The sequence below is a fragment of the Myxococcus stipitatus DSM 14675 genome (assembly GCF_000331735.1).
Lineage (GTDB): Bacteria > Myxococcota > Myxococcia > Myxococcales > Myxococcaceae > Myxococcus > Myxococcus stipitatus.
Genome location: NC_020126.1, coordinates 7,548,607 through 7,571,669 on the forward strand (window position 1 = coordinate 7,548,607; position 23,063 = coordinate 7,571,669).

General features: G+C 67.3%; 14 protein-coding genes. 6 read left to right on the forward strand and 8 right to left on the reverse strand.

Annotation, left to right across the window (positions count from 1 at the left end):
• Positions 1-5: 5 nt before the first annotated feature.
• From MYSTI_RS29050 to MYSTI_RS43955, 7 genes are all read right to left on the reverse strand, one after another.
• Complete coding sequence (locus tag MYSTI_RS29050) at positions 6-1,934, reverse strand: alpha,alpha-trehalose-phosphate synthase (UDP-forming) (RefSeq protein ID WP_015351385.1); 1,929 nt, start codon at positions 1,932-1,934, stop codon at positions 6-8.
• A gap of 61 nt (positions 1,935-1,995) precedes the next feature.
• Positions 1,996-2,994 carry a protease modulator HflC gene (gene hflC / locus MYSTI_RS29055; protein ID WP_015351386.1) on the reverse strand — a complete coding sequence of 333 codons (999 nt, stop codon included), beginning with the start codon at positions 2,992-2,994 and terminating at the stop codon, positions 1,996-1,998.
• On the reverse strand, positions 2,991-3,986 hold the full coding sequence (gene hflK / locus MYSTI_RS29060; RefSeq protein WP_015351387.1) for an FtsH protease activity modulator HflK: 996 nt from the start codon (positions 3,984-3,986) through the stop codon (positions 2,991-2,993). The genes hflC and hflK overlap by 4 nt, the downstream gene beginning before the upstream one ends.
• On the reverse strand, positions 3,976-5,637 hold the full coding sequence (locus MYSTI_RS29065) for an MFS transporter (RefSeq protein ID WP_015351388.1): 1,662 nt from the start codon (positions 5,635-5,637) through the stop codon (positions 3,976-3,978). The genes hflK and MYSTI_RS29065 overlap by 11 nt, the downstream gene beginning before the upstream one ends.
• 159 nt (positions 5,638-5,796) lie before the next feature.
• Positions 5,797-6,384, reverse strand: a complete 588-nt coding sequence (locus tag MYSTI_RS29070) for a DUF1993 domain-containing protein (RefSeq protein ID WP_015351389.1) — start codon at positions 6,382-6,384, stop codon at positions 5,797-5,799.
• A gap of 66 nt (positions 6,385-6,450) precedes the next feature.
• Entirely contained in the window at positions 6,451-7,593 is a 1,143-nt protein-coding gene (locus MYSTI_RS29075) for a sterol desaturase family protein (protein WP_233277994.1), read from the reverse strand.
• A gap of 660 nt (positions 7,594-8,253) precedes the next feature.
• Entirely contained in the window at positions 8,254-11,691 is a 3,438-nt protein-coding gene (locus MYSTI_RS43955) for a hypothetical protein (protein ID WP_015351391.1), read from the reverse strand.
• A 263-nt stretch (positions 11,692-11,954) separates the two neighbouring features.
• On the opposite strand from MYSTI_RS43955, the gene MYSTI_RS29085 reads away from it, so the two are divergent.
• Positions 11,955-13,406, forward strand: coding sequence for a DUF7481 family protein (locus MYSTI_RS29085; protein WP_015351392.1), 1,452 nt, complete (start codon positions 11,955-11,957; stop codon positions 13,404-13,406).
• A 353-nt stretch (positions 13,407-13,759) separates the two neighbouring features.
• Positions 13,760-14,749, forward strand: coding sequence for a terpene synthase family protein (locus tag MYSTI_RS29090; protein WP_044281543.1), 990 nt, complete (start codon positions 13,760-13,762; stop codon positions 14,747-14,749).
• Positions 14,750-14,756: 7 nt separating this feature from the next.
• Here MYSTI_RS29090 and MYSTI_RS29095 read toward each other — a convergent pair whose 3' ends face one another.
• Positions 14,757-15,326, reverse strand: coding sequence for a tRNA-uridine aminocarboxypropyltransferase (locus tag MYSTI_RS29095; protein WP_015351394.1), 570 nt, complete (start codon positions 15,324-15,326; stop codon positions 14,757-14,759).
• Between the two features lie 391 nt (positions 15,327-15,717).
• Between MYSTI_RS29095 and MYSTI_RS29100 the strand changes: the two genes are divergently transcribed.
• The 4 genes from MYSTI_RS29100 (at position 15,718) to MYSTI_RS29115 (ending at position 22,871) form a co-directional block, all read left to right on the forward strand.
• Entirely contained in the window at positions 15,718-16,731 is a 1,014-nt protein-coding gene (locus MYSTI_RS29100) for a ferritin-like domain-containing protein (RefSeq protein ID WP_015351395.1), read from the forward strand.
• Between the two features lie 78 nt (positions 16,732-16,809).
• A complete protein-coding gene (locus MYSTI_RS29105) occupies positions 16,810-17,613 on the forward strand; it encodes a hypothetical protein (protein WP_015351396.1) in 804 nt (267 codons plus the stop codon).
• Between the two features lie 197 nt (positions 17,614-17,810).
• On the forward strand, positions 17,811-21,893 hold the full coding sequence (locus MYSTI_RS29110; protein WP_044281547.1) for an annexin: 4,083 nt from the start codon (positions 17,811-17,813) through the stop codon (positions 21,891-21,893).
• 33 nt (positions 21,894-21,926) lie between these two features.
• Complete coding sequence (locus tag MYSTI_RS29115; protein ID WP_015351398.1) at positions 21,927-22,871, forward strand: hypothetical protein; 945 nt, start codon at positions 21,927-21,929, stop codon at positions 22,869-22,871.
• The last annotated feature ends 192 nt before the right edge of the window (positions 22,872-23,063 follow it).

Consider the following 23,063-nt stretch of genomic DNA (forward strand, 5'->3'; position numbering starts at 1 on the left):
TCCCGTCACCGCAGGGCCACGGCATGGACCGTGAGCCGCTCCGTGAGGCGCTCACGGTCTCGAAGCCGGGCGGCATCCATGACCATCTGGCCCGCCCAGCGGTAGACGTTGAACTCGCTGACCACCGCGCGCATCGCGCGCATGCGGACGCGCTGCTCCTCCCGCGACATGGCCAGTCCAGCGGCGAGGGCCCGGCTCGCCTCCTCGAAGTCGAACGGGTTGACGATCAACCCCTCCGACAGCTCTCGGGCCGCCCCCGTGAACTGGCTGAGCACCAGGACACCCTGCTCGTCCTCGCGCGCCGCGACGAACTCCTTCGCCACCAGGTTCATCCCGTCATGCAGGCTGCTGACGTAGCAGACGTCCGCCGCGCGGTAGTACCTGAAGACATCCGGCGGCTCATGGTGCGCGCGCATCAGGATGATGGGTTGATACGTCTCCGTCCCGAACCGACGATTGATTCTCGCGGCCAGCTTCTCGACGCTGTCATTGAGCTGGCGATATCGCTCGATGGTCGTCCGGCTCGGTGCCGCCAGCTGCGCGAACGAGAAGCGCCCCCGGAACTCCGGTGAACCCTCGAGCAACCGCTCCACGGCCAGCAGGCGCTCCTCGATGCCCTTGGTGTAGTCGAGCCGGTCCACGCCGATGCCCAGCAACGCGTCCGGCCCGAGGCCCAGCTCCTTCCAGACGCTCGCACGGCACGCCTCGGGCGTCAGCGCGTCCTTCACCCAGCGATTCGGCCACTCCACGGAGATGGGGTACGGCCGGATGAGCGTCGTGCGCTCCTGATGGACCACCGCGGTCTGCTCCCGGTCGATGCGCGACTCCAGGAAGCGGTCGACGGCCTCCGCGAAGTTGTTGCAGTGCAGCGGTGTATGGAACCCGATGATGCTGCTGCCCAGGAGCCCTTGCAGCAATTCATTGCGCCAGGGGCAGATGCCGAAGGCCTCCGCGTTCGGCCACGGGATGTGCCAGAAGGTGATGAGGGTCGCCTTGGGCAACCGCTCGCGAATCATGCGGGGCACCAGCGCGAAGTGGTAGTCCTGCACCAGGATGACGGGCGCCTCCGAGTCCACTTCCTCGCACACCGCATCCGCGAACTTCTGGTTCACCGCCTGGTAGTGCCGCCAGTCCTCCAAGCGGAACGTGGGCCGCGCATAGGCCATGTGGCACAGGGGCCAGAGGCCCTCGTTCGCGAAGCCCGCGTAGTAGCCCTGCTCTTCTTCGCGTGAGAGCCAGACGCGCCGGAGCAGATAGGACTCCTCCTCGGGCGGAACCCTCACCCGTCCATGCGCATCCGCCGTCTCACGGTCGGCGGAACCACTTCCATGCGCGACCCAGACCCCCGAGCACGCGCGCATCACGGGCTCCAGCGCCGTCACCAGGCCACTCGCGGGATGTGACACGTGGATGCCCCCATCAGCGCTCCGCTCGTGGATGTACGGCTCCCGGTTCGCGACGACGACGACGTTCTCCCCCTCCAGGGAGTGCCGCAGCGTCTGCTTCAAGCGCCGCGGCGTCCACCGACCCTCATCCCCCTCGTCCTCTCGCTCCGGGGCGAGCCGAGCAACCAGCGGCCGGGGGTCCCGTGGAACGGGCCGGTGCTCGGGCACCGGGACTCCGCCGCGAGGCGGCTCACGAAGCGCCTGCGTCCATCGGCGCCACGTGCCCCGCCTCAACAACCACGTGGCCGCCGAGGCGCACAGCGCCAGTCCACCGAACGCCAGCACCACGGATTGCCGGACGAGGGTCTCCCGTTGCGCCACCAGCTCCGCACGAGGCTGGCGCCACTCCTCTCGTCTGGGGGGATGCCGCTGTTCACTGTTCTCGATGAACGCGGAGCGGCGGGTGCTCGAGACCCACTCCAGCGCGCCCCAGGAGAGAATCCCAAGGCCTGCGAACAAGACCATGACGATGCGGACCGTGTGAGACATGACTCATCCAGGACATGGGTTGAATGCCATCCGAATCGAGGCGCTCGGACCGAGCGCCGGTTCACCTCGCGACGACCGCCGCCGGCCCCTTCGCCGCGGGCTTCGTCCCCAGCGACCTGCCGCTGGACTCCAGGTAGCGATAGAAGTCCGAGTCCGCGCGAATCATGAGCGTCGTGTTGGCGCCCATCGTCTCGCGGTAGGTCTCCAGCGTCTTGAGGAAGCTGAAGAACTCCGCGTTCTGGCCATAGGCCTGGCCATAGAGGCGCGTCACGTGTGCATCGGCGTCACCGCGAACCTCCTCCGCCTTGCGCGACGCATCCGAGCGAATCGCCTGGAGCTCCCGCTCCATCTCCCCGAGGATCTCCTCGCTGCGGCCACGCCCCTCCGAGCGGAACTTCTCGGCGATGCTGCGTCGCTCGGAGATCATGCGGTTCTCCACCTGCTCCCGCACGCTGGCGATGTAGTTGACCCGCTGGATGCGGACATCCATCAACGCCATGCCGTACTTGGATATCTGGGGCTGGGCATGCTTCAGGACCTCCCGCTCCAGGTCCTCCCGTCCCCTCGCGACAGGAGGCGTGGAGCCCGGGCCCGACGCCGCGGTGCCCCACTCCTCGCTCACACGCGCGGGCGCCTTCCAGTCCGAAGCGCGGATGAGCTCTTCAATCCGCGCCCCCGAGACCTGGTTGCGCACGATGGAGTGGAGGATGTCATTGAGCCGGCTCTCGGCGCCGCGCTCGTCGTGCACGCTCTCCAGGAACAAGCGCGGGTTCTCGATGCGCACGTGGGCGCTGGTCTTGACCAGGATGAACTCCCGCCCCAGCGTGGAGATCTGCTCGGCGTCTCCCGCCCAGGTCCACAGCCGCTCGTCGAAGCGGTGCACCTCGTCGATGAACGGCCACTTCCAGTGGATTCCAGGCTCGGTGAGCGTGGGCCCCCTGATTTCACCGAACCGGACGAGGAGGGCTTGCTCCGCCTCGCCCAGGACGAAGACAGCGGAGTACGCGGTGGTCAGCAAGACGGCGAAGAAGACACTCAGGCCTGCGATTCTGGCTTTCACTTCGGCGAGCCTCCCTGCTCGTTCAAGTGGAGGAAGGACTGCGGGCGGCTCTCGCCTTCCTGGACGACGATGATCTTCCCCGCCTTGGGCACCACGTCCCGGATGACCTCCAGATACAGGCGCTTGCGAGTCACGTCCGGCGCCTGGAGGTACTCCTTGAGGATGGATTGGAACCGGACCACGTCGCCCTCCGCGCGGCGGGTGCGCTCGAACGCGTAGGCCTCGGCCTCGGCGACCGTGCGCTTCCCCTCGCCTATCGCTTGGGGAATGGCCTGGTTCTTCTTCGTGATGGCCTCGTTGATCATCCGCTCACGCTCCTGGCGCGCTTCGTTGACCTCGTTGAAGGACGCGCGCACGCGCTGGGGCGGCACCACGGCTTGCAGCTCCACGGCGGTGACTCGGATGCCGGAGCGGTAGCCATCCAGCGCGCCCTGGAGCTCGTCGCGCGCCCGGAGGGCGATGTCCGCGCGGCCCGTGGTCAGCACCTCGCTGGCCAGGCTGTTGCCCACCCGCCGCCGCATGACGGCCTCCGCGCTGTCCCTCAACGTCTGCTCGGGCTCTCGCAGCGCATGGAGATACTGGACGGGGTCATGAATCTGGTACTGCACCACCCAGGACACATCAATCATGTTGAGGTCCCCGGTGAGCATCTCCCGCTCGTGCTGGTAGCCCTCCGTGAGGACGCGGCTGGGCTCGCCCTCCTCTCCCGGCTCGATGCGGAAGCCGAACTCCTGCTTGAGGACGCGCTCGGTGGCCACCTTGTGGACTTCGTCGATGCCGAACGGGAGCTTGAAGTGAAGCCCCGGCCCGGCCAGGCCGATGACCGCGCCGAAGCGCTTGATGACGACACGCTCCTCGGGCTGCGCCGTGTAGAACAGGTTCTGGGCCGCCATGCCGCCCAGGATGAGCACCACGACCAGGATGTTGATGGCCAGGACGCTGGCCTCGGGGGGCTGGGCATCATTCTTCGCGATGAGGGATTCATCGATCACGCGTGAGTCCTTCCGTTGGAGAAGAAAGACCGCTGCCCAGAGGCAAGGTCAGGAGGGAGGCATCCACCAGGGGCTGCGCGCTCGGGGGAGCCACGTCCCGCACGAGGACAGGCGCCACCGTGCCGAGGAGCTCCGCCGGGCTTGGATAGAGCCCCCTCACCTCCGGGTACTTCTCCCAGACGAGGCGAAGGAAGCTCGCCGCCTCTTCGCGCCGCAGGCGGCGTCTGCGCCCGAACAGCCCCGAGAACTCCCTTCGCAGCTCCCAGTCCAAGAGGAGACGGCGGAGGGCATCGAGCGGTGCACCTTCCGAGAGGACGCGCTGGAGCACCGAGCCCGACAGCCCGAAGCGGAACTCGAACAAGGGGCCCGTCGGCTCCTCGAGGTCATCCATCGGCTCGTCCCCTGACGTCGGCGAGGGGTCCTCCGGGGCGCGTGCGGCCCGCTGCGTGTGGAGGTGGAGTGACAGGAAGGACAACACCACCCCCAGCAGCGCGACCATGGTCCAGGAGACGGAGCGATAGGACTCGGCGAGCGAGGACTGGTCCGCCAGGAGTCCGATGACATAGGAGATGCTCTTCGCGCCGAGCGTCCCCGCCATGAGGCCAATGCCGGACAACATCGCGCTCTGGGCGGGAGCACGTTCCATGGACAGGCCGAGCAGCAGCGGGAAGAGCGCGCCCAGGCCCAGGCCGAACATGAAGTTCAGGATGCACAGGGCGTGGTAGCTCCGGTAGTCCAGCAGGGAGATGGCTGCGACCGTCGCGCTGGAGATGAGCAGCGCCATCAAGGTTGATGACTTGAGGTTCCAGATGAGCCAACTGCCCAGCAGTCGCGAAGCGGCCATCCCTATCAGGAAGAAGCTGAAGGCCTCTCGCGCTTGCGCGGGGGGAAGCCCGACCACCTCGCTGGCATAGGTGACGAACCAGACTCCGTGGCCCCACTCGGTCGCATGCAGGAACAGGCTCGCGAACATGAAACACAGGAAGAGCGGGTCGGACAGCAGCGACAGGTAGCCCGCGCCGGAGCGCTCCGAGGTCCTCTCCGGTGGTGGAGCCCCCGCGTGCGCCGAGAGCCTCGTCGCCAGCGCCATGGCGACCACCAGGAGGCCCGCCGCCACCAGGAAGACGAGCCGCCAGCCACCGCCCAGCCACCGCCCCGGGCTCGTGAAGGCATTCACCAACAGCGGCGTCGACACACTCCCCAGGCTGAAGAGGAAGTCCATGAAGCTGAGAATCGACACCTTGTTGTCCCGCCCCACCCTGGCGGCGGTCGCGTGTCCCGCGGTGAAGAACAGGCTCCCCGACAGGGAGAGCGCGAAGATGAGGAGCTTGTAGGTGAGGAACTCCCGCTCCCGGTAGAGCAACAACAGGCAGACCAGGGAGGCGAGCGAGGTCGCGATGAACAAGGTCCTCGCCTGGGCGAGATAGAACACCTTCCCGCCGATGAAGGCCCCCACGAGCACGCCCACCGACCAGTAGACGAAGACCACACCGGCGCTCTCGTTGGTGACCCCGAACTCCTGTTTGAGATTGGGGAGGGTGACCCCGGTCACGGTCCCCAGCAGACCGAAGACGAAGAATCCGACGCAGAGGAGGAAGAGGCCATTCTTGCCCTCTGGGTCCTCCCTCACGGAAGCAGGTAACGACGTCATGACGGTTCCTTCGTGGCGAGCCCAAGGGCGCCGCCACTGCATGGCGAAACAACCTGGAGATGGCACCTCCGAACAGCGGAGGACGGGGGCATGCGGACGCGGTTCGAGCGCCCCCGGCCGGGGCTGCACTCGTCTCACTTCAGACACGCGGACCCGGACTCAGTCCTGTCTCAGAGGGGTGACTTGAAGGCGATAGGCAGGCGCCCCCTCGAAGTCTTTCTTCCCGAGCGGGACTCCGGCGGCCCTCAACAGCGCATACACCACGGTGACATGGAAGTAGAGATTGGGGAGGACATAGTCGAGCACGAAGGAATGTGTTTCAAAATGGCGCACCTCGCCTCGCTTCGCGACGGAGATGGAGGTGGGGCCGGCGGCTATCTCACCAGGAGAGAGGGACCGCAGCTGGACCAGGGCCTCTTCCACCAGCCCCTGGAGCTGCTCGAAGGACGTGGGGAGCGGACCGAAGGAGGCGGTGTCCCCCCGGTTGAACACCGCGAGCTCCCAGGACGTGTCCTCCGGCGCCAGACGCCCGGACAGGCGCGCCCCACATCCCTTCGCCCCCGACACCACGATCTCCACCTGACGCGCGAGCGGAAACATGTCCGGGGCCAGGCGTTTTTCGAGCAAGGCCCCCGGACGAAGCCCTTCCCGCTGTGCGTGGAGGGCGCCCTGCTGGAGGAGATGTCCCAGGCTCCGCAGCATCCGGTTCAAGGCCGGCACACTGGCTTCATAGAGGGTGATGCTCATGACGAAGTGACCTGTTCACGCTGTCGAAGCACGGGGTGCCCCCCGAGGAGTCGCCCGCCTCACCGCTCAGTACTTGCTGCGAGCGGGCACGGGCGGCGAGTAGGACGCGGGACCCAACAGGATCGCCGGCCAACACCGGAGGCTGTTGATGCGCAGCTCCTCGAACATCCGGACGTAGGGCTGGAAGATGAACCGCAGCGGATTGCGGCAGTAGTCCGCGTCGTCGCCAAACAGGCCCGCGTCGGGGATGTAGGGGGGTGGTTCGACATAGGTCCCGAACAGCCGGTCCCACAGCGTCAGCCGCGCCCCGAAGTTGCTCCCATCCGAGATGTTGTGAGCCTGCTCTCGCGAGTGGTGTGTGAAGTGGACAGCGGGTGTCACCAGGACGGACCGGAACAGCCGCAGCACCTTGAACCGCATCTCCGCCTGGTAGAGGACCACCGAGTGCGACGGGTTGGTCCAGGCATCGAGAATCAACAGGACGACGAGCATCCACCCGGCGCCCCGGATGTCGAGCGAGAAGAGCTTCGTCACGAGGGGAAGCAGCAGCATGACGAAGGCCCGCCCCCCGGCCACATCCAGGACGGACGTCTGCGGGTCGACGACCTGGGTGAGCTGCGACAGGTTTCGGGAACGGTGGTGGTTGATGTGGCCGAGGTTCCAGAAGAGCCGGATCTTGTGAGCCCACCGGTGTGACCAGTAGTAGCAGAAGTCAGCGATGAAGCACGCGACGACGAGCGCGAGGGCTCCGTTCAAGTTCACGAGCGTCGGGACGGACTGGACCAGGCGCACATAGTGCCGCAGCAGGTCCTGGACGGCTGGATTCATGAAGGTGAAGAGCCCCGTGGTCAGGAACACCAGGTTGACCACGGAGCTGTTGATCATCGCCTCCCAGTCGAAGGGGCGGCCGGTGATTCGCTTGTAGAGCACCATGTCGGCGACGCCGACCAGCATCCCGAACACGATGCGGAAGATGGCCGCGACGACGACCCAGAACGCCAGTGAGGACCCGACCTGGGAGAGGACCAATTCCTCGACGTTGTAGAAGATCACCACGCGCTCGGCGCGCCACGCATCCAGCAGCCCCAGACCATTGTGGTGATAGGACAGCTCCGCCACCAACGCGGCGGCGGCGAGCAGGAAGAGCACCAGCGCTTGCGGACCCGACCTCTTCAGGGAGATGTCGCTGTCCCACAATCTGCCCTTCAACCACTGAAGCCCATGCGCTCCGTGGGTCGTCAAATCGACGGGGTGAACAACCGTTCTGATTTCCATGATGAGTCATCTGCTCCCGGACCAGGCCGCCAGCACCCGCTGAATCCCAAGCACCGCGCGAATCCCTAACAACCACGAATTCCGCGTTCCAGCCAAACGAACGTCATTGACTCATGTTCCGTGAACCCGCCCTGAACGCATGCTCATTCGCATGTCAGTGAAATCATCGAGTGATGTCATTCACATCCACCCGCGCTTCGTGACGTTCGCGTCATCAACCCCACCCGCCCCGAGGCGTCTCTCTTATCCCCGGAGCGTGTCTCTCAATGCAAGCGCCGCGCGTACTTCCGCGAGAGACAGAAGCCACCTACGTACTTACCGTCAGTGATTGATGAATCACTCCGCTCCAGGGCAATCCCAGCCCCTTCTGCCAGAGGGAGATGACAGTGTGATTGCCTTCGAGGAAAGACGGTGTGAACTCAGCTCCACCGAACGCTCGACCCCTTGAACTGGTATTGCTTCGGTCCCGTCCGGAAACGTCTCATCCCACCGGACTGGTCTCAAAAAGAAACCCCGCCATGAGGCCCCGCTCCGGAAGGAGACAGGGCGCCCATGACGGGGAGGTGAAGCCGGGAGTCAGTCCCCGGACTGGCGTCAGATGGTCGGCGTGGCGATGTCGTACTCACTCTTGTCGAAGTGGTCGAACATCTTGTTCAGCCCCCAGGCCGCCAGTGCCACGGTCACGCCCACCGCGGCCCCCGCGGGCCCACCCCAGGCCCCCGCCGCCGCGCCCGACAGCAGGTAGCCGCCGACCGCCGCGGTCGCGGTCGTCGCGCCGCTGGCCACCTGCCAGCCGTTGCCGTTCTGGAGGCCGTCGTAGATCTGAAAGCCACCACTCACGACACCCGCCCCCATGGCGACCTTCCCGAGCTTGTCCAACTTGCTGGCCACTTCCGCCGGGCTATACCGTCCGCCCGCGGTGATCAGCTTCCCATCCAGGGTGAGACCGCCCCCGGCGCCCCTCGCCGCGGTCAGGAGCGTGCTGGCGCCCGAACCCAGGCCGCCGAGCCCCGCGGCGAAGGCGGCCCCATCCTTCGCGGCCTGCCAGTAGTTCTCCTGACGCAGGTCGTGCATGAACTGCGGTCCGGCCTTGGTCAGCAGGGACGCGCCGCCCACCATGCCGACGATGCCGCTGGCCCCGCCGGCCAGGCGTGCGCTGGGGTTCAACGTGAGGCTGGGCTGCCCGTTGATGGCAGGCGTGAGGGACGTCTTGAGCCGCAGCAGGCCCGCACTGTTGGCCGCGACCACGACCTTGGCTTCCTTCATGTCGTGACGACCGTGGTCGCCGTCGAACGTCTGAGTTGCTTTCACCTGCCGGGCCAGGTCGGTGAAGTTCTGCACCTGCTGGGACAAGCCATCCACCGCCTCGGCGCCCAGCGTCGCCTTCTCCTTGGGCAGGGCCTTGAGCTCGTCGAGCGTCTTCACCTCCTTGCCGTCGACGGTGAGCCGCTGCCCCTTCTCGTCGATGACCTGCTGCGCCGTCCCATCCGGGGTGGTGAGGGTATTGGCCGCCTTGATGAGCTCGGGTCCGTTCTTCGTCTCGACGGAGACCAGCTCCTGGACCTGCTTCGTCGGAGGCTTGTCCTTCTCCTGGACGGAGGCCTCGGTCTTCTCGTGGACCTCGAGCTCCCCCTTGGCGTTGCGCTTCTCGGTGCGCTGGTAGTCGCGCACCATCCGGGTGCCCTTCTCATCCGTCTCGTCGACGTGCGCGGCGACCACCTGGTTCTTGTCGTCGTACGTCTTGGTGGACTCGGCGCGTGACGCGACGACGAGGCCGTCCTTCATCGTCGCCGAGGAGGTGCTGACCTCGCGGACCTGCCGCCGTCCCTGCGCGTCCTTCGTCTCGGTGCGTGAGTAGTTGCTCTCCGTCTTCGTGCCATCCGGACCGGTCTGCGCCTTGCTGGCCTTGGTGAGGTTGCCGTCCGGGTCATACGTGCGCCACGCGACGCCGTTGACGGACACCGGCTTGGCGTCCTTGCTCTTGACGTCCGGAACCGTCCCCAGCGTCAACTCGGCGACGGTGTTGCCCGTCACCTTCTTGCGCGTGGTGACGCCCAAGTCCTTGCGGCCCTCGATGAAGGTCTGGGTGTTGAGCTCATTGGGGCCACTCTTCTCGAGCGTCCAGGTCTTGGGCGAGCTGTCGACGTCCTGCGCCCGGGACTCGGCGTCGCCCGTGTCGGTGGGCTCGGCGCTGGCGTACCTCATGGAGACCTTCTCGCCCGGGTGGTGGTGGCTGCGCGCGGGCCTGAGCTCCGGGCGGTCCACGAGCTTGCTCTCGCTGGCGGTGGCCCGGACGTCGCCCTGGGAGTAGGAGGTGCCCCAGGTGATGCTCGCCTTGGCCTCGTTGCCGTCGGGGTCCTTGGCACCCTCAGGCGGGATGTGGACCGTCTTGGTGTCCACCTTGTCCAGCGGCTGGTTGTCGTCGAACTTGCCCTTGAGCGCGTCGTTCAGCCCGTCCTCGCCCTTCTGCGTGCCGAAGGTGCGCGTCGTCTCCGTCACGCCGTCCTTCGGCGTCTGCGTGCGCGTCTTCTCCACCAGGCGGTTGTCCTTGTCGCGCGACACCTCCTGCGACACGCGGTGGAAGTCGGTGCCCTCCTCGATGCGTTCGGTGACAGCCTCGTTGCTGAGCGTGGAGGCCTCCTCGATGTTCTTGTCCTTCCAGCTCACCTGATGGGTCTCGAGCACGCCCATCTTCTGGTCGTCTGTCACCTCCTCCGACGTGACGCGCCCGCTCTCGTGGTCGAACTTCGTCGTGCTGATGTAGGGGCTGTTCCCGGTGTCACCGAAGCGGATGCGCTCGGCGACGCGGCCCTCCTCGTCCTTGGTCACCAGCGTGGTGCCATAGCCGTCCTTCGTCTCCACTGAGACCCCCGGCGGCAGCTTCTCGGGGTGGTTCGCGAGCTCCTCCAGGGCCTTCGTGCGCGCCTTCAGGTTGTCACGCGTCTGCTGCGCCCCATCCTCGACGCCCTTCCGGTCTTCGCCGACGGTCTGGAGGTCCACCTCCTTGCGCAAGGCGGTCTCGAGCGGGGACTCCGCCGCCGCCTTCTCGAGCTCCGGCGTGGCGTTGGCGATGGCATCCGCCTTGTCGTGATTCCCCGCGGCGCGCTGGGCCTTCGCCATGGAGACTCCGAGCGCCGTGGTCTTCGCGTCCTTCCCGTTGGCCGCAAGACCCGCGACGAGCGAGCCCTGGTCCGGCTGGGCGTTGAGCTTGTCCACGATGGACTTGGAGCCCTCCGGCCCGGCGAGGTCGGCGCTGTCCGCCAGGTTCTTCATCAGCGCCTTGCGGTCCTCGGCGGAGGTCGCCTTGTCACCCGCGGCCTGGACCATCTTGTCGACGTCGGGCGCCGACTTCTCCATCAGCGCCTTGCGGTACTCGGGATCCAGGCCCTGCTGCAGCTGACGCGTCAGTTCCTCGGCGCCGGCCTTGGGGCTCTTGGCGGTGGCCTCGGAGACGCGCTTCGCGTCCGACTCGGCGGCCTCCTTCGGGCTCACCAGCAGCCTGGTGCCGAACAGCCGTTCCTGGTCCTTGGCGGACAGGCTGCCCGCGTCGAACGCATCCTTCTGGTTCTCCGCCAGCGGGAAGGGCTTGGGCAGCTTGGCCTTCTCCGCCGCGTCGTTGGCCTCCTGCTGGGCGACGAGCGCCTTGTTCGCCGCGGTGATGGCATCGAGCCGGTCCTTCGAGGCGGCGCCCTCCGCGTCGCGGACGGCCTTGTCGGCCGTGTTGTAGTCCTGGGTGGCCTTGTCGACCCTGTCCTGTGCGGCGTCCTTCGCCGCGGGGGACAGGGCATTCGCCTGCGCCGACGTCGCGGTCTCGACCTTCTTCTTCGCGTCGTTGCGAGTGGTCGTCGCATTCGACAAGGTCTTCTGGGACTTGCGAGCCTTGTCCGTCGCCGCCGTCGAGTCCCTGCGCGCCGTGTCTGCCTTCTCCTTGGCCTTCCTGGCAATGACCGTCTGTTCGGACTTGGGGGGCGGCGGTGGCGTCTCGACCTTCTTCGTGATCTTCGGGCGCAAATCAAGCAAGGGGATACCCACGACAACCTCCAAAGGAGAACAGGAAGCCGCGCGCACGAGAGCGGTGCAAAGCAATGGCAGTCACGCCCCTGCCCTGGAGCTCGCGTCCTGGAGTGAGTTGGAATGATGGTGCTTCGAGGAGAGATATGCGGACCCTCGGGCCGCGGTTACACGGCGGTGACATCCGCCGCTTCGAATCACGCTAAGGATGCGGGACCAGCCCGAGCGCTGGCCGGGCGGGGCAGGCAGGCCACGCCCTGTATCGAGGCATCGGAGGGAACAGCATGGGGCGCATCTACGCGGGACTGGTGCTTGCCGCACTCTGGGGAGCAGGCTGCGGAAGAACGGAGGAGCCCACGGCGGCGGAGCCCATCGAGCGACATCTGGACGGTTCGCGGATCAAGGCCAAGGCCGTCTCCACGGAGGATGGACTGCGCTGGTTCCAGCAGCTCTACGACAGCCAGCGACAAGAGCCTTGTCTCTGGCAGAAAGCGGCGCCCGACGGCGCGTACTACTGCGTGGGAATCACCGCCAGCCCCCTCGGGGTCATCAGGAGAACCAGCCAGGAGAACAACTACGCCGATGACCGCTGCACGCTCCCCCTGCTCTACTTCAGCCAGGCGCCACGACCCGACGCCCTCATCCCGATGGGGGGTGGGACCTGCGATGAGCCTCAACGCTTCCACTCCTTGGGGAAGGTCTGGGGACAGAGCTACTACCACCTGGAACCGAACGGAGACTGCCTCCCGGACGTGCGCCACGCCAACGAGCTGTACCCCGTGGGGCCCCTCGTGGAGCCTGGCGATTACTTCGTTCGTGGAACCCTTCGGGAGAAACAGCATGGCGGGGGCATCAAGGCCTACGTCATCGCGGGCGAGGATGGGTCGGAGAGCTTCCAATCCCTCCACGACACCACCCACGCGACGGAGTGTGCCGTCCGCCTGGCGCGTGACGGGAAGTTTCGCTGCCTGCCCGTCGACGAACCCATGGGTGTCAGCGACTTCGTTTCGGTGGAGCCGACCTGCACCGAGCGCGCGCTCACGACGTTGTTCCGCGTGGCCTGCACCCCTCCTCGCTTCGCGCTGCTCTCCGACAACCCGGAGGCATGCCATCCCGAGGTCTCCGTCATCGCTGTCGGCAAGGAGGTCCGCGCTCCCTTTGCGTACGGAGGAACCAGCTCCACCTGCACTCAGTTCACTCCTGGGCCTGGGTTCACGAGCTACTACCGCGCAGGCTCTGAACTTCCCGCCAGGAGCTGGCCCGAGGCAAAGGAGCTCGACCTCGAGGTTCATGGCCGACTCACGGTGCGAGGCATGGAGGTGGCCGGGGCGGTGAAGATACCCACGGAGCTCTTCGACACCGGGTTGGGTGTGCGCTGCACCTTCGAACGAGTCCCAGCCGGCACACTCCGGTGCATCCCCTCTACCGACTCCCCGCTCTTCCAGCCCCGCTACTTCGCGGATGCGGCCTGCACGACTCCGGTCACTCCCAGGTATCGCATCGCCTGCACCGCCGACCGCTACGCCACCTTCCACGACGCTTCGGGGCCCACGCCTGGAGTTCGTGTCTACAACCTGGGGCCGAGACACGAAGGGACTGTCTATCTCAGCCCAAGCGCCGGGCCCCCGTACACGTCATGCATGGAGATAGAGAGAAAGCCGCAGGACGCCTTCTACCTGCTCGGGGCGGAGGTCGACCCCACGTCGCTGGTCCAAGGAATCGAGACCATGAACTGACGAAGCACCTCCTTCGACAGTCGAGAAGAGGGCGCATTGGCTGTCCAGCACACCGGGGCCGTCACGAGTGAGTCAGTTCTGGCCCCGCTGAGCGACGTGCCCCGGCGTCCTCTGTCAATGTCTGCTCGACGACTCGGCCCAACCCCAGACGCGAGAGGTCTTTTGACTGGTGAGCACATCCCTTCACCCCGCGACCTTTCCATGCGGAGGCGAGAGGTTTTCCGGAGACCGTGTCCTGGAGCGATGTGAGCCCCGGAGCCCCAGACATGGCCCCCCTGACGGCGCATCAAGGATTGTCACTCTACTGCCCTATCCCTCCCGCCATTCACCCCCGCGCGGAGGCAGTAGAGGCCATGACCCAGGAGTGGACCGCGCGCCAGCGCCTCTATGTCGACAAGCGCGGCCTGCTGCGCCTCTCCCGACTGCGCGCCGGAGAGTTCGTCTCACGCATCATGCCTTCGGGCTCCGAGCCCGCGCTGCAAGTCGCCGTGGACTTCTTCGTCTGGCTCTTCGCGTTCGATGATGCCTTCTGCGACGAAGAGGCCTTCGGACAACCGCCCCACGACATGGCCGTCTACGCGGGCCTGCTGGGACACCTGCTCGACTCGCCCCAGACACGCATCCTCCCCGAGGACCCCTTTGCCCAGAGCCTGCGAGGGCTCCAACAACGGCTGGTTCGTCATGCGAGCCCCGCGCAGCTCCACCGTTGGTCCGACGGCGTCCGAGGCTACCTGCACGGCCAGGTCTGGGAGGCCGCCAATCGCGATGCCCAACGCGTGTGCGACCTCGATACATACATCACGCTCCGGCTCTACAGCGGCGCGGTGATGGCGTGCCCCACGCTCATCGATGTCGTCAACGGGCAGGAACTGTCCGCCGCGGAGCTGTCACGCCCCCTGGTTCGCGCGGCGAGCGAAGTCGCGGCGACCCTCGTCATCTGGGACAACGACCTCATCTCCCACCAGAAGGAGCAACACACCCGCGGGGAGCTGCACAACCTCATCACCGTGCTGATGCACGCGCGCAGGTGCTCGGAGGCCGAAGCCAGACAAGAAGCGCTGCGGATGCGCGACGCGCTGATGGCGCTGCTCCTGCGGCTCCTCGCCCTGGGACAAGCGGAAGCCAGCCGCCCCCTGTCGATGTACCTGAAGGGCCTGGGGCACTTCGTGCGCGCGAACATCGACTGGAGCAATGTCTCCGGCCGCTACTTCGACCCGGAGCTCCGCGCCCCCACGGACAACGTCATGGCGTGCGAGACCCCCTCCAGGGGCGCCACGCCCCTGACGCCGCTGCCCATCGTCTCGGTCCAGTGGTGGTGGGACTGCCTGTCACCGGAGAAGTGAGCGCCCTTCAGTACAGCGTCCCGCACGCGGCGATGCGCTGGACCCGAAGCGCGGCGAGCCGCTCCAGGGGCTCCGCGACCTCACGCCCCTCCAGCGCCTCCACGGCTCGCGCGACGGCGTCCAGCGTGGACATGCCGGACGGATGCGAGGGCTCGCGGAGCCGGAGCAAGCCCGGCTCCGGCGGTGGCAGGACCAACCGGGGCAGGGCTCGCAGCTCAGGCAGCCGCTGCGTCATCCGCCGCGCCTGAGACCAGCTCGCATCCAACACCACGAGCTGCCGCGGCGGCGGTGCATCCGGAGGCGCCGTGGGGCCATCCGGGTAGAGCAACCACGTCCCCGGCTCCGAGAGCAGCTCCAGGTCCGTCCCACTGGGTGCGCCGTGGATGATGACCTGCGAGTTCGGCATCGCCAGCGCCGCCACCCGGCCGGTGTTGCTCTTCTTCGCGATCTCCATCACGTGCTGAAGCAGGAGGATTCGCGTCCGTGTCTGAACCTGGGGAATCTCGGCACACAGACACAGGTGGCGAGACAGGTTGCAACGGGAGCAACGAGGGCGACTGGCAAGACGTGAAGACATCCCCCGACATCATCGTCCGGCCGAGGGTGGAACAGAAGCGCTCAGTTCCCCGCATCCAGAATCCGGGCAGCCCCGCTCACGGGAATCCAGGGGAGCCCCGACGCTCGCTTGCCCCTGGCATCTCCCTTGCTCGAGGGCCAGGCCGGCCTGGGCTCTCCCCGAGCGACGCCGACACCGGAGGCCCGCTCCGCGTGGACACGCGCGTCCCCCCCACCGTGCAGCCTGATTCACAGGTGATACACGTGTCCGTGTCACACCTTGCGCACGCGGCCTCAAGCCTTCGCCTGATGCGTGGCCTCGCGCGGCTGGCATCCACGGTGCACTGAGCCCGCGACGCGCGCGCGGCCCCGCCAGAGGTGGGGCGGCGCTTCCAGTTCGCGAGAGGGTGGCCATGGAGTCGGCGTCGGGCGTCCTGCTGTTCATCTTCGTCTGCGGTCCCCTCCCCCTCGTGTGGGGGCTCAAGCTCCTGCTGAGCCGGGGCTCCTCGTCGCTCGCGCGCTTCGCCGGGGCCGTCCTGGCGCTGGGAGGCGGCGCGGTGACGGGGCTCGTGGCCTGGCTCATCCACGATTTGTCCACGGGTGGCTTCACGAAGGGGCGCGTCCTGCGGCTGCAAGGTCGCGCCCGCGTGGCACGCCGAGCCATCGGCAAAGGCTGGGCGGACGACACCGTGCCCGAGCTCTCGGGGCTCTCGGCCTGGCAGCGGACGGTGCTGGGCGAGGCGTGGCTGTACTCGGCGGGGATGGAGCATGCGTCGGTCCCCGCCTTCTCGAAGCTGTCGCTCAAGCTCTCCGCGCTGGGGGCTCCATCGGCGCTGCTCGAGGACTGCCACCTCGCGGCCCTGGATGAAGTGCGCCATGCCCGAAGGTGCTTCGCCATGGCCCGGGCCTACTCGGGAATGCCGTGGACCGCGGGGATGCTCCCCGAGCTCGCGCAGGCCGCCTCGCAGCCGCTCCCCGCGGGCACGGAGAACGACTGGGCCCGCCTGGTCCGAGGCTCGCTGTTGGATGGATGCTTGAGCGAAGGGCTCGCCTCACGCGTCGCCGAGGAGGGCGCGCGCCAGGCCACGGACCCCGTCGTGCGTGAGACGCTGTCGGTCATCGCCGAGGACGAGGGCCGCCACGCGGAGCTGGGTTGGGACGTCATCGACTTCGCCTTGGAGCGAGGTGGCGGGAGCGCACGGGAAGCCCTGCGCCAGGCCCTCACCGAGCTGGCTTCACGAGAGGCCCCCGCCATGCCTCCCATCCCCGGCGTCGACGAGGCGTTCCTCGCTCGAAACGGCCTGCTCCCCCAAGCGGAGCTGGGACGCCTGATGCGCCTGTGCGTCGAGTCCACGCGCGCCCGGGCCGAAGCCCTGCTCCCCCCTTCGTCCCCGAGGGACGTCGAGCCCCGTTTGAGCTTTCAATAGCATCCCGTCTAGCATCGGAGCCGCCTTGGGGACGCGGCACTCGGGGGCCCCTTCGACAGCGGCAGACAGGATGGACTCGTGAAGGTTCTTCACCCGGGCCAGACACCTCAGACGCTGCTCCAGCTCCGCCCGCTCGCCGGAAGCATCCAGCGCATCGGCGTGCGTTCAGAAAGCAACACCTCCGTGCGCCACTCCGGCCGCACCCGCGAGCTGCCCTCCCCTCCCGGCATCCAGATGAACCTCACCGTGGAGGTCACTCGCATCTCCCCGGAGGGAGAGATTCACTACCGCTTCGTGCTGGAGCAGATGGACCTGCTCGTGAAGGCAGGCACGCCCCAGAAGGACGCGGAGGCCCTTCGCGCCGAGCTCGCCCCCCTCCCCGGTCTGCGCGGCGAGGGGCGCGTGAGCCCGCACGGGCGCTCGAATCACTTTCACGCGGCGCTCCCGCCAGACCTCGCGCCTCACCTCCAAGAACCCCTTCAACGGCTCCTCCAGACGTTGGGCGGCATGGGCACCTTCCTCCCGTCGTCCCCCGTCGGCCTGGGGGCTCGCTGGGAACACCAGACACCCACGCCTCCCTCCACCACCACGGTGGAGCTCAAGCGCCTGGAGAAGCAGGAGGTGGGCTTGAAGCTGGAGCTGTACTCCCCGCCCTCCTCCACCGAGCCCCGCACCCAGAGCCGAGGTGAGGGTGGGTGTGTGATGAGCTTGGACAGACTCTGGCCTCTCCAATACGAGCTCTCGGTGGAGACCCACGCCCAGGTCCAATCCCAGGACGACGGGCCTCCCAGACGTCTGGAGACCACCACCCACCTTCGCATGCGGATGCGGGAGCAATCCTTCACTTCGCCCCTTCTGCGTCCTTCCGCCTACTTGCGTTGACTGGGTGGATTCAAAAGGACCCACGCAACTCCGGACCCTCGGTTCCAGACAAACAAAGAGGAGTCCCGCGCTCGCACTGACGTCGGCATGGGGGGGAGCTCCGTGCTTCATCACGGCTCGATGCAAAGCTGGCAGAGAGGTGCACGATGGCACTCGATGGGACCGGAAACAGCAGGCGACTGACGACTCAAGTTCCGGTGAGGCGACCTTCCGAGGAAGCCCGTCCGGTCGCGCCCAAGCCCGCGGAGCCCAAGCCCGCCGAGCGCCATGAGCGCTCCAGCTTCACGCCTCGGAGCACGCAGGCGAAGCCTGGACGGACAGCGGAGTCCTCGTCGCTCCTCACGGAGAACTCCCGCGACGGCAAGGCCAACTGCCTGGATGTGGCCGCCGACTGGGTGGACAAGGCCACGCCCGCGCTGCGCGCCCGCTCGGAGATGGTGTTCCTCAAGGACTCGCGTCCCGGCGCCGAGGGCCAGTCCGGACACGTGGTGATTCGCCAGGGGGACCGCATCGTCGACCCGTCCTCGGGCAAGAACTACGACAACCTCCAGGCCTTCCTGAAGGAACAGCCCCACTACCAGCCCGCGGGCACCCTCTCCGGGAATGCCGCCGCGAAGATCTTCGCCGCGCCGCCCGGCTCCGCGGAGCGCCAGCGCGCCATCTCCGAGGCGAAGGTTCCCGACTCGCTCCAGCGGATGATGGTCGCGGACTCGCCGCAGGCGGCGCCGACGACCCAGGCTCCCGCCTATTCGCAGGCCGACGCGGACCGCGACGCGGCGTCCCTCTATGACGCCATGGAGGGAGGCGTCACCGGCTGGGGCACGGACGAGGACAAGATCTTCAAGACGCTCGAGGGCAAGTCGCCCGAGCAGATCAACCTCATCCGCAAGGGCTACAAGGACCACTACGGCAAGGACATGGACTCCGTCATCCGCGACGAGCTGAGCGGCGCGGATGAGCGGCACGCCATGGCCCTGCTCCAGGGCGACCCGGCCAAGAGCGCCGCGGTGCAGGTGCAGGCGGAGCTGGACGGCGTGTTCGGCTCGAACGAGGACCTGCTCAAGGTGCTGGAGAAGCAGACGCCCGAGCAACGGCAGGCCACCGCGCAGAAGTTCGCGGAGATGAATGGCGGCCTCAAGCCCGGGCAGTCGGCGCAGGACTTCATGCTCGACAGGCTGGGCAAGGAGCTGAACCCGGAGCAGCTGGGCCGGGCTCGCAACATGCTCGCCGCGGGTCAATCCCAGACACCCGAGCAGAAGAACCAGCTGGAAGCCCAGGCCATCAAGGACGGCCTCAAGAAGGACATGGATGGGCTGGGCACGGACGAGGACCGCATCTTCGAGCGCCTGGAGAAGGCCACTCCGGAGCAGCGCAAGATTCTCGCGCAGGACGAGGCCCTCAAGAACCGGCTGAAGGACGAACTGGGCACGGAGGACTACGACCGGGCCATGGGGTTGATGCAAGACAACCCGGCCAAGGCGGATGCGGCCCGCCTCACCAGCGCCATGAATGGCTTCTTCGGCGCGGACGAGTCGGGCGTGCGCTCCGTCCTCGAGGGCAAGAAGCCCGAGGAGCTGGAGCGCATCAAGGCCGAGTATCAGACGATGACCGGCAAGTCCCTGGAGGACGAGATTCGCAAGTGGGACGGCGCGGACAAGGATGTGACGCTGCGCCTGCTCAACCCGCCCAAGGAAGGCGACACCCAGGGCCGCGCGGATGCCGCCGCCGAGAAGCTCAAGCTGGCCGTGGATGGCGCGGGCACCGACGAGGACGCCATCCGCGACGTGCTGAAGGGCAAGTCCAAGGCGGAGATCAACGACATCTCCGCCGCGTACCAGCGGAAGTATGGCGAGGACCTGCGCTCGCGACTGGACTCGGAGCTCAGCGGCCGGGACCACCTGGAGCTGGTGAAGCAGGACTTCGACCTGGGCGCGGTGAACGACAAGGACCCGGGCGCGGCCCAGGAGCGCGTGCGCCGGCTTCGGGAGCAACAGTCCAACGAGTCTGGCTTCGGCACCTGGGTCCTGGACAACGTCCAGCGAGGCATCAAGGGCGGCGAGTCCGACAACGACAGACTCAACCGGACGCTGGGGGACGCGGAGCAGGCCATCCAGACCGGCGACACGCAGAAGGCCGACCGCTCCGTCGGGTTCGCCACGGATGACGTGAAGTCCTTGCAGAGCAGCAAGGACTCGCTCGCGGAGGGCGCGGCGACGGCCGCCGTCGTGGTGGCGACCACCGCCGCCGTGGTGGCCACCGGTGGCGCGGCGACGCCGCTGGCCATCGCGGGCTACGCGGCGCTGGGTGCGACGACCCGGGCGGCGACGTACGAGCTGATACAGGGCGGCGCCGCGGGCTGGGAGGACGCGGGACGCCAGGCATTGATTGGCGCCGTCGAGGGCGGCACCGTCGTCCTTCCGGTGACCAAGGGCGCGAGCATCGCGACCACCACCGCCGCGAAGAGCGTGGCCACGACGGCGGGGCGCGAGGTCGCGGAGAACACGGTCCTCACGGCCGCCAAGCAGGGCATCAAGGAAGGGGTGGTCGGCGGCGCGGCGGGCGGCGCCGTGGATGCGGCCACTCGGAGCGAGACGTGGCAGAACGGGCTCGCGGACGGACTGACGCGCGTGGCCGAGCAGGCCGCCACCGGCGCCGTCATCGGCGGGACGGCGGGCGGGTTGACCTCCGCGGGGATCACGAAGGCGCTCCAGCCGAAGGAGATTCCCGTCGTGCGCAACCCGGAGCTGACCGGGAGCACCGCGCACGTGCGCTACGACAACGGCCGGGTCCGCGTGGAGGTGGGCCCCAACGTCTCGCCCGCGCAGCTCCAAGCCCACATGGACGTGGCGCGCGAGCTCCAGAAGTTCGACGGCCCGCTGGGCAAGCTGCGCGAGATGAAGAGCCGGGTGCAGGAGAAGCTGACCGGCATGCCCGGCTATGGCTCCCAGGGCTTCGAGTCGCAGCTCGAGGTCAAGAAGCTCAAGGGCCTCATCAGCGAGCTGGAGAAGACCGAGGCCGCCGCCGTGGGAGGCCTCAAGAACGCGGGGAAGACGCCTGAGTCCTCCACGGAGCTCGCGCGCATCCGCTCCGAGCTGGACAGCCTGAACACGCAGCTTCGCGCGCACGAGAGCGCGGTGGACTCGCTCGTTCCGGCCCGCGGGTATGTGGCGGCGGAGGCGCGCGAGGGCGCGGAGCGTGCCAAGGCGAACGGATGGCCCGATGCGGAGAAGGGCTATTACTGGACCCTCCGCTCAGGCCAGACGGAGCCCCAGTACATCAGGTCCTCCACGGACCTCCCCCGCAGGCAGTACGACCCGGAGGCGGGGAAGTTCATCAACTCCTTGGATGAGGGCCCCAAGCCGCCGAAGCGCTTCGAGCCGGGCACCACGGCCGAGAAGGCCTTCGACGAGCTGGGCGGCAACGACCCCAACTCGCCCTTCGGCAAGTGGTTCACCACGATGAAGGACGCGAAGATTCTCCCCGAAGGAGCGGACCCGACGAAGTCGCTCAAGGAGAACATCATCGCGGCCCTGCAGAAGAATGAAGCAGGGCTCGCCGGAGCCACGCACGACTCCATCCGCCACGGCCTGAAGGCGCCCTACAAAGACAAGCTCCTCGACCACATCACCGACCCGGCCCGCCTCGCGACCACGCAGAAGTACAAGGACGTGCTGAAGGCGACAGGCGACACGCAGCAGGCGCTTCGCGCCGCGAGTCACCATGAGATGCTCAAGGTCTCCAATGGCCTGGCCATCAAGGAGCAGGGAAACCTGGCGGAAGCCTGGTACCTGAAGACCTTCGGCACCAAGGACTCGAGCACCCAGGTCTCCGTCACCCAGGACCACGCGAAGGCGCAGGGCGTGACGCTGGAGAAGGACCGCTTCGCGGACCAGGTGGAGGTCAATGACGGCACGGTGCGCGAGCTGAAGAACGTCTATACGGCCCTGGGGACCGACGAGAAGAAGCAGTTCCTCGACCTGGTGAAGATTGCCCGCGAGAACCTCCAGGTGAAGGCCAAGGTCGGCGACGACTTCACGGACGTGAAGGCCCAGTCCCTGGTCATGTCCTTCCTCGACCCACAAGGCGTCCGAGCGAACACGAACTTCATGAAGACGCAGTTGGCGGACCTTGAAGAGGGCGCGCCCGTGAAGTTCGAGATCTTCAACGCGAATGGGGAGCGGAAGTTCATCACCCAGGCGGACAAGGACGCGCTGGGGACCCCGGAGATGGCGACCTGGCTCGACGGGAAGGGCTCCTGGAAGTTGCCGTCCGAGGAATAGAAGGCGGGATAGAGTGGGGACAGGAGGGAGTCGATGGTGAAGAGCTTGAGGATCGGGCTGTCAGGACCAGAGCTCGCGAGCATCCTGAAATCGATTCCGGGGCGGCTGACCCCTCGTGGCCCCCCTGGCAGCCTGCTCCTGGACGACCAGGAGGAAGCACCGACGTCGGATTGGCTCGGGCAGATGGTGCGCTGTGAGTTGTCAGCGATGGCGCAGTGGTCCGGGGATGGAGATCCCCACCTCTCCCTGACCCAGGGTGAGCTGGTCCGCATCAAGACGGAGCAGACCCCGGACCCCAAGGTCATGCTGTCCGCGCTCACCGCGGGCCCCACGCCCTTCGAGCTCGCATCCTTCGCGAGCATCCATCCTGAATGGGCCACGGGGGCCCAGCCCTACCGGTCGCGAACGCTCGGAGGGCTGCACTATCCCCATGGATGGCTCTGCGGCTTCCGAGGGAAGGGCCATGACCGATTGGTCTCCCGGCGGTGGTTGGAGTTCGGCCCCTGGCGCGTCTTGAAGGGCTCCGGAGACACCACCCTGATCCAGTTCCACGACGTGGCGGCGGATGCGGCCACGGCGCTCGAGCAGGCCCGTGTGGGGCATCCGCTGCTGACGGTCAACAATCCAGACAGCGGCTTCATCGCCGCCGACCACGTCATGTCGCATGACCTCCAGGGCATCTACGACGCCAAGAGCCAGACCCTGCGCGTCATCGTCCACGGTCGCGACGTGCCCCCGGGCGAGATGCGGGACGCGTGCGCCGCGAAGAAGATGCAGCCGCTGGGCCCGGAGAAGCCCATCACCCGCGTGGCCTACGTGTTCATGGAGCCGCAGGCGGCTCGCGCGCACCTGCACGCGCTGTGGCTGCGGGAGCTGGAGTGCTGGACCATCGAGCAGGGCAACGAGGTCCGCCTCGACAAGGACTATCGCCCCGCGCCGGTGAAGCCGGACTGGGTGAAGGCCGTCGAGTCTCGTTGAGCGGTGTGCGTGGCAGGGGAGCACTCGCGCCACGCACTCACCGCCCCGCACCCGGCCGGGGTGATGCGCCGCCGGGCTCCACAAGAATCGAAAGCGGACACGCCGAGCCGAATGTCTCGCTATTGGACGTATCACGTCCCACCCATTCTTGTTGGCCTTGAGAGCCCTCTCTAACGTGGCGCCCGCCGAACA